Source organism: Micromonospora sp. NPDC050417, assembly GCF_044458865.1.
Taxonomy (GTDB): Bacteria; Actinomycetota; Actinomycetes; order Mycobacteriales; family Micromonosporaceae; genus Micromonospora_G.
This window is the reverse complement of sequence record NZ_JBITIH010000001.1, coordinates 242,636-255,178: the sequence shown is the minus strand read 5'-3', so window position 1 is coordinate 255,178 and position 12,543 is coordinate 242,636. Positions and strand designations below refer to the sequence as shown.

At 70.9% G+C, this 12,543-nt stretch carries 9 protein-coding genes; 4 read left to right on the top strand and 5 right to left on the bottom strand.

The features are described from left to right. Positions 1–79 precede the first annotated feature (79 nt). On the top strand, positions 80–2,794 hold the full coding sequence (gene polA / locus ACIBF5_RS01030; protein WP_396806790.1) for a DNA polymerase I: 2,715 nt from the start codon (positions 80–82) through the stop codon (positions 2,792–2,794). A gap of 7 nt (positions 2,795–2,801) precedes the next feature. Here polA and ACIBF5_RS01025 read toward each other — a convergent pair whose 3' ends face one another. The 3 genes from ACIBF5_RS01025 to ACIBF5_RS01015 form a co-directional block, all read right to left on the bottom strand. Further along, positions 2,802–3,143, bottom strand: a complete 342-nt coding sequence (locus tag ACIBF5_RS01025) for a DUF3140 domain-containing protein (RefSeq protein ID WP_396806788.1) — start codon at positions 3,141–3,143, stop codon at positions 2,802–2,804. After that, positions 3,130–3,348 carry a DUF2945 domain-containing protein gene (locus ACIBF5_RS01020; RefSeq protein ID WP_396806786.1) on the bottom strand — a complete coding sequence of 73 codons (219 nt, stop codon included), beginning with the start codon at positions 3,346–3,348 and terminating at the stop codon, positions 3,130–3,132. Before ACIBF5_RS01020 ends, ACIBF5_RS01025 begins: the two co-directional genes overlap by 14 nt. 85 nt (positions 3,349–3,433) lie before the next feature. Beyond that, positions 3,434–4,255: a class I SAM-dependent methyltransferase gene (locus tag ACIBF5_RS01015; RefSeq protein ID WP_396806784.1), complete on the bottom strand. Its 822-nt coding sequence runs from the start codon at positions 4,253–4,255 to the stop codon at positions 3,434–3,436. Between the two features lie 332 nt (positions 4,256–4,587). Between ACIBF5_RS01015 and rpsA the strand changes: the two genes are divergently transcribed. Both rpsA and coaE read left to right on the top strand, forming a co-directional pair. Next, positions 4,588–6,084, top strand: a complete 1,497-nt coding sequence (rpsA, locus tag ACIBF5_RS01010) for a 30S ribosomal protein S1 (RefSeq protein ID WP_396806782.1) — start codon at positions 4,588–4,590, stop codon at positions 6,082–6,084. 194 nt (positions 6,085–6,278) lie between these two features. After that, entirely contained in the window at positions 6,279–7,460 is a 1,182-nt protein-coding gene (gene coaE, locus ACIBF5_RS01005; protein WP_396806780.1) for a dephospho-CoA kinase, read from the top strand. Positions 7,461–7,513: 53 nt separating this feature from the next. Here coaE and ACIBF5_RS01000 read toward each other — a convergent pair whose 3' ends face one another. Next, on the bottom strand, positions 7,514–9,295 hold the full coding sequence (locus tag ACIBF5_RS01000) for a hypothetical protein (protein ID WP_396806778.1): 1,782 nt from the start codon (positions 9,293–9,295) through the stop codon (positions 7,514–7,516). A 363-nt stretch (positions 9,296–9,658) separates the two neighbouring features. Between ACIBF5_RS01000 and uvrB the strand changes: the two genes are divergently transcribed. Continuing rightward, on the top strand, positions 9,659–11,770 hold the full coding sequence (uvrB, locus tag ACIBF5_RS00995; protein ID WP_396806776.1) for an excinuclease ABC subunit UvrB: 2,112 nt from the start codon (positions 9,659–9,661) through the stop codon (positions 11,768–11,770). 21 nt (positions 11,771–11,791) lie between these two features. Here uvrB and ACIBF5_RS00990 read toward each other — a convergent pair whose 3' ends face one another. Then, entirely contained in the window at positions 11,792–12,430 is a 639-nt protein-coding gene (locus ACIBF5_RS00990; RefSeq protein ID WP_396806774.1) for an MBL fold metallo-hydrolase, read from the bottom strand. Between the last annotated feature and the right edge of the window lie 113 nt (positions 12,431–12,543).

The following is a 12,543-nucleotide window of genomic DNA, read 5'->3' as shown; positions in this document are numbered from 1 at the left end:
CGGCGCGGTTGCGCCGGGCCCGAACTCGTGTTGTTCGTCCCCTTGGTCGGTGTGCCCTGCCGCGTGGGGCGTGACCGGGATGTCGGTGGCCCCGACTAGAGTCGGCAGGGTGACCGACGCACCCCGCCTCCTGTTGTTGGACGGCCATTCGCTGGCCTACCGGGCCTTCTTCGCCCTGCCGGTGGAGAACTTCTCCACCACGACCGGCCAGCCGACAAACGCGGTGTACGGCTTCACCTCGATGTTGATCAACGTCCTCCGGGACGAGCGGCCGACCCACCTGATCGTCGCCTTCGACATCTCCCGCCGCTCGTTCCGCACCGAGCGCTACGCGGAGTACAAGGCCGGCCGGGCCGAGACCCCGACCGACTTCCACGGCCAGGTCAGCCTGGTCAAGGAGGTGCTCGCCGCCCTCCGGGTGCCGGTGGTGGAGAAGGAGGACTACGAGGCCGACGACGTGATCGCCACCCTCGCCCGGCAGGGCCGGGAGAGCGGCATGGACGTGCTGATCTGCACCGGCGACCGGGACGCCTTCCAGTTGATCGGTGACGCGGTCACCGTCCTCTACCCCCGCAAGGGTGTCTCCGACCTGGCCCGGATGGACCCGGCAGCGGTCACCGAGCGGTACGGCGTCGGACCGGAGCAGTACCGCGACCTGGCGGCGCTGGTCGGCGAGAGCAGTGACAACCTGCCGGGCGTACCGGGGGTCGGTCCGAAGACCGCGGCTAAGTGGATCAACCAGTTCGGCGGGGTGGAGGGCGTGATCGCCCGCGCCGACGAGATCAAGGGCAAGGCGGGGGAGAGCCTGCGGGAGCGGCTCGCCGACGTGATCCGCAACTACGAGCTCAACCGGCTGGTCGACGACCTGGAGCTGCCACTGGGCACGGCCGACGCGCGCTGGGCCGGCTGGGACCGCGAGGCGGTCCACCAGGTCTTCGACACGCTCCAGTTCCGGGTCCTGCGGGACCGGCTCTACCAATACCTGGAGGCGGTGCAGCCGGAGGCGGAGGCGGGCTTCGAGATGGCGACCGAGGTGCTCGGCACCGGCACGGTCGCGGCCTGGCTGGCCGAGCACACCCCGGCCGGCACCCCGGCCGGAGTCGCCGTCGCCGGAACCTTCGGGCGCGGCACGGGCACCCTGACCGGGATCGCGGTCGCCACCGCCGCCGGTGCCGGCGGGTGGTTCGACCCGAGCGCCCTCGACCCGACGGACGAGGCGGCGGTGGGTGAGTGGCTGGTCGACGAGGCGCGGCCGAAGGTCCTGCACGACAGCAAGCCGGCGTTGCTGGCCTTCGCCGCGCACGGCTGGCAGCTACGCGGAGTCGGCCGGGACACCGCGCTGGCGGCGTACCTGGCCCGGCCGGACCAGCGCTCCTACGATCTGGGCGACCTCGCTCTGCGCTACCTGCACCGGGAACTGCGGGTCGACCAGCCGGAAACCGGCCAGCTCACCTTCGAGGGGCTGGGCGACGACGGCCAGGTCGAGCAGAACCTGATGCTGCGGGCCCGTGCCACGCTCGACCTGGCCGACGCGATCGACGCCGAACTCGCCCGCGACGGGGAACTCTCCGCCCGGCTCCTGGCCGACGTGGAGCTGCCGCTGGTCCGGGTTCTCGGCGAGATGGAGCGGGTCGGCATCGCGGCCGACACCGACTACCTCTCCGAGTTGGAGGCGCACTTCGCCGGTGAGGTGAAGGCGGCGGCGCAGGCGGCGTACGAGGTGGTGGGGCGGGAGTTCAATCTCGGCTCGCCCAAGCAGTTGCAGGAGATCCTCTTCACCGAGCTGGGCCTGCCCAAGACCAAGAAGATCAAGACCGGGTACACCACCGACGCGGACGCGTTGCAGTGGCTCTACGCGCAGAATCCGCACCCGGTGCTGGCGCACCTGCTGCGTCACCGGGACGTGGCCCGGCTCAAGTCGACCGTCGACGGACTCCTCAAGTCGATCTCCGACGACGGCCGGATCCACACCACGTACAACCAGACGGTGGCGGCGACCGGGCGGCTCTCGTCGACCGACCCGAACCTCCAGAACATTCCGATCCGGACCGAGGAGGGACGGCGGATCCGGCGCGCCTTCGTGGTCGGCACCGGCTACGAGACGCTGCTCACCGCCGACTACAGCCAGATCGAAATGCGGATCATGGCGCACCTCTCCGGCGACCAGGCGCTGATCGAGGCGTTCAACTCGGGCGAGGACTTCCACGCCACCACCGCCTCGTTCGTCTTCCACGTGCCGGTCGCCGAGGTCACCGCCGACCAGCGGCGCAAGATCAAGGCCATGAACTACGGCCTGGCGTACGGGCTGAGCGCGTTCGGTCTGGCCCAGCAGCTCAACATCGCGCCGGACGAGGCCCGTGGCCTGATGGACGAGTACTTCACCCGGTTCGGCGGGGTGCGCGACTACCTCCAGGAGGTGGTGCGCCGCGCGGTTCGGGACGGTTACACCGAGACCATGCTCGGCCGGCGCCGCTACCTGCCCGATCTGGTGAGCGACAACCGGCAGCGGCGGGAGATGGCCGAGCGGATGGCGCTCAACGCCCCGATCCAGGGCTCCGCCGCCGACATGATCAAGGTGGCGATGCTGCACGTGGAGGCCGCGTTGCGGGCGTCCGGGTTGCGCTCCCGGATGTTGCTCCAGGTGCATGACGAACTGGTCTTCGAGGTGCATCCCGGTGAGCGTGAGCAGCTTGAGGAGTTGGTCCGACGGGAGATGGGCAACGCCCACCCGCTCTCCGTACCGCTGGAGGTCTCGGTCGGCGCGGGTCAGGACTGGAACAGCGCCGACCACTGATCGGCGGTCACGAGCCCTTGATTGGGTCGTGCCCCCAGTTCATCAGCGAGTAGCGCCACCGGGTGTGGCTGACGTCACCCCGGGGGCGCTGCGCCATGTGCCGGTGCACGTAACCGACGACCTTGCGCATGTGCGCGTAGTCCCGGTCGGTCAACTCCGCCCGCTTACGGCGCAGCAGGTCGACGATCCGCCGCCCCGACTCGTGTCCGACCGACTCACCGCCGCCGGAGTGCTGCCCGACCGTCTTGGAGTCGTCGGTCTCCAGCCAGTTCCGTAGTTCACCCGGCTTCATGTTCACCGCGTCGGTGAAGTCGCGGTAGATGTCGGCCCGGTCGTCAGCGCGGGGCACGGCGCAACGCCTCCGGCTTGTGGACGGCCTCCGCGCCGGAGTCCGTCCGTACCCGATACTGCGGTTCGTCCCTGGACGCGTCGACCGTCCGTCTGGCGGCGGTCGTCCGCAGCGTTATCTCCTCCTGGACGGTGCCGTACGCGGTCCCGCCGTGACTGCGCCAGCTCACCCGGTCGCCCTTGTGCAGCTTCTCGTCCTTGTGCATGAACCGGTCTACCCTGTGTCGCCATGGGAAAACTGGTCCGGGCGACGGCAGCCGGCGGACCGGTCCGGGCGTGGGTGAGTCTCGACTATTCGCCCTCCGTGAGCGGTTTATCCGAGATGAAAATCGCCGTGCCGGGGAAGATCCGGCCTCGCAACGGGCTCCACTGACCCCAGAGTTGCTCGTGTCCCTCCGGCCACTCCGGTTCCACCAGATCGCGCAGCCGGAACCCGGCCCCGACCAGCTCGCGGATCCGGTCGCCGAGGGTCCGGTGCTGCTCGACGTAGGTGGGCACCCCGGACGAGTCCTGCTCCACGTACGGGCGCCGGTCGAAGTACGAGTGCACCGCCTTCAGACCGCCCTCGCCCGGGTCGTCGAGGAAGATCCAGCGCATCGGGTGGGTGACCGAGAACGCCCAGAGCCCGCCCGGCCGCAGCACCCGGTGGACCTCCCGCATCACCGCCGCCGAGTCGGCCACGAACGGCACCGCGCCGAAGGCCGTACAGACGATGTCGAAGGCGCCGTCGGCGAAGGGCAGGGCGAGGGCGTCCGCCTGGACCAGCGGCACGCGTACCCCGGTGGTCTCGGCGGCTCGCGCGGCGTGCCGCAACATGCCCGCGGAGAGGTCCAGGGCGACCGCCCGGGCCTGCTGGGTGGTGAGCCAGCGGGCGGCCGAGGCGGCGCCGCAGCCCAGTTCCAGCACCCGCTGGCCGGTCAGGTCGCCGAGAAGCCGGGCGTCGGCCTCGCGCAGCCGTTCCGGGCACCAGACGAAGTCGACGTCGCCGAGGAACGCGCCGTGCTCGTCCTGGTAGTCGTCGGCGTCCCGGTCCCACCACTGCCGGCTCGCTCGCCGGGTTTCCGCGTCGCCCACCGTGCGCCGGGTCACACCCTCGGCCTCGTCGTCAGTCACCCCGGCCACGCTAGAGGCCGGGTACGCGCACGTCGCGGGCGGCCTCGTCGCCCGCGTGTCGCGCTGTCGACAGGGCGAGTTCCCGCGTCGTGGACGGCGTGTCGCAATAGGTGGCAGGAGGGCTTGCATGCTGTGGTAATGCGCACGGTAAGCTATTCGATGCGCTCGCGGATCGTGTGCCTCGGCAGGGAGCAGGTCCGCGGTCGACGGGCATATCCCACGGTCTCACGCATGATCGTTTGGTGTGTACGGCGACGGATCCGCTGGCGCAAACAGGTCACTGCGACACAAACGCCTGCTGTGACACCCATCCGACCGGAGCAACCGCCCACATGACGAGCAGCATCGAGGCCCCCTCGAGCGCCAACCGGGTCACCCACGACGATCTCGGCTCTGAGGAAGCTTTCCTCGCCGCGATCGACGAGACCATCAAGTACTTCAACGACGGCGACATTGTCGAAGGCACCGTCGTCAAGGTCGATCGGGACGAGGTCCTGCTCGACATCGGCTACAAGACCGAGGGCGTCATCCCCTCGCGCGAGTTGTCGATCAAGCACGACGTGGACCCCGCCGAGGTGGTCTCCGTAGGTGACCACATCGAAGCCCTGGTTCTCCAGAAGGAGGACAAGGAAGGGCGGCTGATCCTCTCGAAGAAGCGGGCGCAGTACGAGCGCGCCTGGGGCACGATCGAGAAGATCAAGGACGAGGACGGCGTCGTGCGCGGTTCCGTCATCGAGGTGGTCAAGGGTGGCCTCATCCTCGACATCGGCCTGCGGGGCTTCCTGCCCGCGTCGCTGGTGGAGATGCGTCGGGTTCGGGACCTGCAGCCGTATGTGGGCCGGGAACTCGAAGCCAAGATCATCGAGCTGGACAAGAACCGCAACAACGTGGTCCTGTCCCGCCGGGCCTGGCTCGAGCAGACCCAGTCCGAGGTGCGCACCGAGTTCCTCAACAAGTTGCAGAAGGGACAGGTCCGCAAGGGCGTCGTCTCCTCGATCGTCAACTTCGGTGCGTTCGTCGACCTCGGTGGCGTCGACGGTCTGGTTCACGTCTCCGAACTCTCCTGGAAGCACATCGACCACCCCTCCGAGGTTGTCGAGGTCGGCCAGGAGGTGGAGGTCGAGGTCCTGGACGTCGACCTCGACCGCGAGCGGGTCTCCCTGTCGCTGAAGGCGACCCAGGAGGACCCGTGGCGTCAGTTCGCCCGTACCCACGCGATCCAGCAGATCGTCCCGGGTAAGGTCACGAAGCTGGTGCCGTTCGGTGCGTTCGTCCGGGTGGACGACGGCATCGAGGGTCTGGTGCACATCTCCGAGCTGGCCGAGCGCCACGTGGAGATCCCGGAGCAGGTCGTCCAGGTCGGCTCGGACGTCATGGTCAAGGTCATCGACATCGACCTGGAGCGGCGGCGGATCTCGCTCTCGCTCAAGCAGGCCAACGAGGGCTTCGTCGAGGGCGAGGAGCACTTCGACCCGACCCTCTACGGCATGGCCGCGACGTACGACAACGAGGGCAACTACATCTACCCGGAGGGCTTCGACCCGGAGACCGGGGAGTGGCTCGAGGGCTTCGACAAGCAGCGCGAGACCTGGGAGACGCAGTACGCCGAGGCGCGGACCCGCTGGGAGGCCCACACCAAGCAGGTGCAGACCTCCCGCGCCGCCGACGCCGAGGCCGCTGCCAACCCGGCTCCGGCCAGCACCACCGGTGGCGGGGCAACCTCCTCGTCCACCCCGGCGCCGGCCCGTCAGGCGGAGGAGCCGGCAGGCACCCTCGCCACCGACGAGGCGCTCGCCGCGCTGCGGGAGAAGCTCGCCGGCGGCAAGTGAGCACCAGGCACCAACTCGCGGGTAGGTAACCGCGGTTAGGCACGATCGCGGTGGCCCCGCCCTCCCTGACGGGAGGACGGGGCCACCGTCGTTCGTACCGGGGTGTGGCCGGGCCACGAGCGACGCGCCCGGACGACTGAAGATCAAATCGCGGTAACTTGCCCCGGCTCGATCGGACAGGGTTGACTGAGCCGGTGCTGATGATCGGACTCACCGGCGGGATCGGCTCGGGCAAGAGTGTCGTGGCGAGCCGACTCGCCCAGCTCGGCGCCGTGATCATCGACGCCGACCGGATCGCCCGGGAGGTGGTCGCACCCGGGACAGACGGGCTGGCCGAGATCGTCGCGGCCTTCGGCGACGGGGTGCTCGGCGCCGAAGGGGCCCTCGACCGGGCAGCGCTGGGCGGGCTCGTCTTCGCCGACGAGTCGGCTCGACGGCGACTGGAACAGATCACCCACCCCCGGGTCCGGGCCCGTACCGTAGAACTCGCCGCCGCCGCGCCGGCCGACGCGATCGTCGTCAACGACGTACCGCTCCTGGTCGAGGTGGGACTCGCGCCGACGTACCACCTGGTGGTCGTGGTGGACGCGGACCGCGCCATCCGGATCGACCGGCTGGTCCGGGACCGGGGGATGACCGTCGAGGAAGCGGAACGGCGGATCCGGGCGCAGACCGGGGACGCGCAGCGCCGGGCCGCCGCCGATGTGGTGCTCGCCAACGACGGTGACCTGGCCGACCTGCACCTGGCCGTCGAGACGCTCTGGCGGGACCGGCTGGTCCCCTACGAGCGCAACCTGCGTGACGGGGTGCCGGTTCAGGGCGGGCCGGTGGCGCTCGTCGAAGCCGATCCGCACTGGGAGGCCCAGTACGCCCGAATCGCCGCCCGGGTCCGGCACGCGCTGCGCCCGACCGACCTCCGGATCGACCACATCGGCTCCACCGCGATACCGGGCCTGGCCGCCCAGGACCTGATCGACCTTCAGCTCACCGTCGACTCGTTGGCGCAGGCCGACGCCCTCGCCGCTCCCCTCGCCGCCGCCGGCTTCCCCCGACGGGCCGGGAACTGGTGGGACGAGCCCCGGTATCCGGCCGACGGCGCCCGGTGGGAGAAGCGGCTGCACGGCGGCGCGGACCCGGGCCGGCCGGTCAACCTGCACCTGCGGGTGGTCGGCTCGCCCGGTTGGCGTTACGCGCTGCTGATGCGTGATCACCTCCGCGCGGACGAGGAACAACGCGCCGGCTATCTGGCGCTCAAGCGCGGGCTGGTCGCCGGAGGACCGGACACCGCCAGTTACGCCGCCGCCAAGGACCCCTGGTTCGACGCCGAGCACCTCCGGGCCGAGCGCTGGGCCACCACCACCGACTGGCGTCCCTGACCGCCGCCGCACGCTCGGAACGGCACACCGCCCCACGGCGGCGGGGGGCTTGCTCAGTCGACCGGGACTGCGGGCAGCTCCGGCACCCGGCCCGGCGCCAGGTCGAGCTGGGCGAAGGCGCCGATCCGCGTACGCAGCTCCAGCCGGCGCAGCAGCCCGGTCCGATCGACCCAGTAGCGCATCCGGGCCTGCCCACGTCCGACCGACGCCTCGGCCTCCTTGGGCACCTCGAAGACCGCCACCGGTCGCCCGTCCAGGCTCTCCTGGCGCAGCCAGTTCGCCGACTCGCGCAGCCGCGCGGCCGACCCGAGACCGGCGCCGCCTATCGCCAGCGCCTCGTTCAGCAGCAGATCCAGGTCGGGGGCGCCGAGCGCGTCCGTCCGCCGCTGCCAACTGAGGTAGCTCCACTCCTGGTCCCGGGGCGGCGGCAGCGGGGGCGGTACGGCACCGGCCGGCCGGGTGCGCGTACCGGTGCCGGGGTCGGGGGTGCTGGCCGAGGGGCTCGGGGCAGGGACGTCGCGTACCGCCACCCCGGTGCTGTCGGCCCGCAGCAGGGTCCGATCAGCCGGCCGGTCCAGTTCGTGCACGCCGAGGTAGGCGACGCCGCGCGACCAGTCGGCCCAGCCCGCGGCGCGGAGGTTGGCGGCCGGCAGTTCGGTCACCGGTTGGGTCGGCACGGTGAGACCGATCTCCGCCCCGCCGAGCGCTCGGGCGGCCGACCGGACCCGGGCGAGCAGGTCGGCCTCGTCGGCGGTGACCGCCCGGGGTTCGACCGGCGGGCCGCCGAGCGCCGCGACACCGTTCACCTCGGGCAGTGCGGCCCGGTCCAGGTCGACCTGCACCGGTACGTCGCCGGCGAGCAGGGCCTCGAACCGGTGCAGTTGCCCGTCGTCGTCGAGCCAGTACCGTACGGCCCCGCCGGCCAGTCCGTCCGGCGCGGCCGGGAGGGGGACGGCCGCGTCGCCCGGACCGGGCTCGGACCCCGGTTCGGGATGCCCGGTCACCTCGGGCACGGCGGGCACCTCGGTCAGTCCAGGCCCCCCGGTCACCTCGGGCACCCCGGTCGTCCCGGTCCCGCCGGGGACGGCGGGACCGAGCAGGACGTCGACGTCTGCGCCGCCGGCGTGGTCCCGACCGAGCCAGCGGGCTCCGTCCCCGGTGAGCAACGGTTCGGCCGGGTCCGGCCGGTCGGCGGCGACGGCGAAGAGCAGGGCGAGGAACGAGTCGATCGCCGCCGGTACCGGTCCGCTGGTGACGAGGCGGCGGGCCCGCCAACCGTCCGGCGGTGGCACCTCGGGCGGTGGCTCCAGTCGCTCGTCGGCCTGGTCCGCGTCGGTGGGCGGTGGGTCGGCTGGCTCTCCGGCCGCGACGTCGGGCCGGGTCACCACCAGCCCGGGTACGGCCTGGAGCAGTCCCCGCTGGCTGCCCGATCCCGGTCCGCCGACCCGGAGGTAAGCCAGGCCCCGGGGCCAGTCGACGGTGCCGGTGAGCTGGATCTGGGTGCCCGGCCCGCCGAGGGTGGCGCGTACCCCGGCCCGGCCGTGCCGGTAGTTGACGATCCGCATGCTGGCCAGCCGGTGCGCCTCGGCGGCGGTCAGCGCGCGGGCCGGGTCGGTCGGGGCGGGCGGGGTGCAGGAGACCAGCCCGGCGGCGAGTCCGGCGCCGGAACTGAGCGCGAGACAGCCGAGTACGGCCAGCGCCGCGAGCCGCGCACGCCGGGTGGCGGCCGGGGCGGCTCGCCAGCCCTCGGTGGGCGGTTGTGGGCTCCTGCGGGGTGGTCGCGGGCGGCCAGCGCCGGGTCGTCGACGCCCGGTGGGGGGCAGCGAGGTGCTCACGCGTGGTTGAACGTCGAATCCGGGGCAAAGTGACGTGACCTGGGGGAACGTAGAGGGGAGTGACTGAGGAGGGCGGTCCCCCGGGCGATCCTGCCCGTGCATGGGGGCGCTCGCGGCGGCCGGTCTGCGCGTTGGCGCGACCGCGTCGGGTGCGCACGCCGACGAGGGCCGGGGCTGCAACCACTGCGCCGGGTGTGACCGGCCGGTGTGGAGGCCCGGTCGCGTGCCCGGTCGGCCGCCGCGAGCGGCCTACCTTGAAACGGTAGCGCGGTGATCTCCACCACACAATGCGTATATCGAAGCCGATCGTGTACCCACCGTTGCCTACCAGGGCTGTCATACCTGCGGCGTACCGTTGTCGGCATGGCGCTCGACATCCCACGACTGGACGGCCGTTTCGAGGTCGTCAGTGAGTTCCAGCCCTCCGGTGACCAGCCGACGGCGATCAACGATCTTGAGCGCCGGGTGCGTCGAGGTGACCGTCATTCGGTGCTGCTCGGCGCCACCGGCACCGGCAAGAGCGCCACCACCGCCTGGCTGGTCGAACGGTTGCAGCGTCCCACCCTGGTCGTGGCGCCGAACAAGACGCTCTGTGCCCAGCTCGCCAAGGAGTTCGGCGAGCTGATGCCGCACAACGCGGTCGAATACTTCGTCTCGTACTACGACTACTACCAGCCTGAGGCGTACATCCCGCAGACCGACACCTACATCGAGAAGGACTCCTCGATCAACGAGGAGGTGGAGCGGCTGCGGCACTCGGCGACGATGTCCCTGCTCACCCGCCGTGACGTGATCGTGGTCGCAACCGTCTCGGCGATCTACGGGCTGGGCACCCCGGACGAATACCTGGACCGGGCCGTGCGGATCAAGGTCGGCCAGGAGGTCGAGCGGGACAAGCTGCTGCGTCGGCTGGTCGACATCCAGTACACCCGCAACGACATGGCCTTCAACCGAGGCACCTTCCGGGTCCGGGGCGACACGCTGGAGATCATCCCGGCGTACGAGGAGCTGGCCCTGCGGGTCGAGTTCTTCGGTGACGAGGTGGAGAAGCTCTACTACCTGCACCCGCTCACCGGTGAGGTGGTCCGTGAGGTCGACCACCTGCTGATCTTCCCCGCCACCCACTATGCGGCCGGACCGGAGCGGATGGAGCGGGCGATCCGGGGCATCGAGGAGGAGCTGACCGAGCGTCTGGCCGAGTTCGAGCGGCAGGGCAAGCTGCTCGAGGCCCAGCGGCTGCGGATGCGCACCACGTACGACATCGAGATGATGCGCCAGGTCGGCTTCTGCTCCGGCATCGAGAACTACTCCATGCACATCGACGGCCGGCAGCCGGGCAGCCCGCCGCACTGCCTGCTCGACTACTTCCCGGACGACTTCCTCACCGTGGTCGACGAGTCGCACGTGACCATCCCGCAGATCGGCGGAATGTTCGAGGGCGACGCCTCCCGTAAGCGGATGCTGATCGACCACGGCTTCCGGTTGCCCAGCGCCGCTGACAACCGGCCACTGCGGTTCGACGAGTTCCTGGAGCGGGTCGGGCAGATGGTCTTCCTCTCCGCCACCCCGGGCAACTGGGAGATGGAGCAGGCCCAGGGCGAGTTCGTCGAGCAGGTGATCCGCCCGACCGGGCTGGTCGACCCCGAGGTGATCGTCAAGCCCACCAAGGGGCAGATCGACGACCTGATGCACGAGATCAAGCTGCGTACCGAGCGGGACGAGCGGGTGCTGGTCACCACCCTGACCAAGAAGATGGCCGAGGACCTCTCCGACTATCTGCTGGAGCACGGCATCCGGGTCCGCTATCTGCACTCGGAGGTCGACACGCTGCGTCGGGTCGAACTCCTCCGCGAGCTGCGCAAGGGCGACTACGACGTGCTGGTCGGCATCAACCTGCTGCGCGAGGGTCTGGACCTGCCCGAGGTCTCCCTGGTCGCCATCCTCGACGCGGACAAGGAGGGCTTCCTGCGCAGCGGCCGGTCGCTCATCCAGACCATCGGCCGGGCCGCCCGTAACGTCTCCGGCCAGGTGCACATGTACGCAGACAAGATCACCCCGTCGATGGCGAACGCGATCGACGAGACCAACCGGCGACGGGCCAAGCAGGTCGCGCACAACGCGGCGAACGGGATCACCCCCGAGCCGCTCCGGAAGAAGATCCACGACATCCTGGACGACATCTACCGGGAGGCCGAGGACACCGAGAGCACCCGCGTCGGCGGCGCCGTACGCCAGATGTCGCGGGGCAAGGCCCCGGTGCCGGAGACCCGTAGCCGGGCCGGCAAGGGCAGCGGCGGCGCTCCGGTCCGCGCCGGCATGGCCCGCGCCGAGATGGCCCAGCTCATTCAGGAGCTGAACGACCAGATGCTGGCCGCCGCCCGCGAACTCCAGTTCGAACTCGCCGCGCGGATCCGCGACGAGGTCGCCGAGATGAAGAAGGAACTGCGCGGGATGGACGCGACCGGGGTGCAGTGACTCGCCGGGCGCGGCCCTGGCTCAGACCTCGACGGTCTCGCCGTCGCCCACCACCTGGTACGACGCCGGCGTCTGTGGCCCACCCCCGCCGACAAGAGTGCGCACCATGCCCCGACCGATCTCGCTCAGCCCGGCGTCGTGCATCGGGACGACCCGCTCCGGCCGTACCTCGCGGACGTACTCGATCAGCTCGGCCGTCTTCGACCAGGGCGCGTGCGCGGGCAGCAACAGGGTGTCGACCGGGCGCCCGAGCGGGGTCAGCGCGTCGCCGGGGTGGAAGAGCCGGCCGTTGACCAGGTAACCGACGTTGGTGATCCGAGGGATATCGGGGTGGATCACCGCGTGCAGTTCGCCGTGCACCTCGACCTCGAACCCCTCGACCGAGAAGGTGTCGCCGTCGCCGACCACCTGGACCCGGTTGCCGAGCCCGTCCAGCTTCGCGGCCACCGCCCGGTTGGCGAACAGACGCAGCCTCGGGTCGTTCTGCGCGGCGGCCCGGATCCGGTCCTCGGCGAAGTGGTCCGGATGCTCGTGGGTGATCAGTACCGCGTCCGCGCCGACCAGCGCGTCCGGCTCGCTGTACGCACCCGGATCGAGCACCAGGACGGTGCCTTCCTGCTCCACCCGCATGCAGGAGTGCCCCTTCTTGGTCAGTCGCATGGCTCTCCTCCGCCGACGTCGTGGTCCTGCCGACACCGTACCGATCCCGTCCGCCCGCCACCGGCGATTGGCGGCCGGGTCGGCGTCGGCGTGGTCGCCAGACTCCGGCGGTT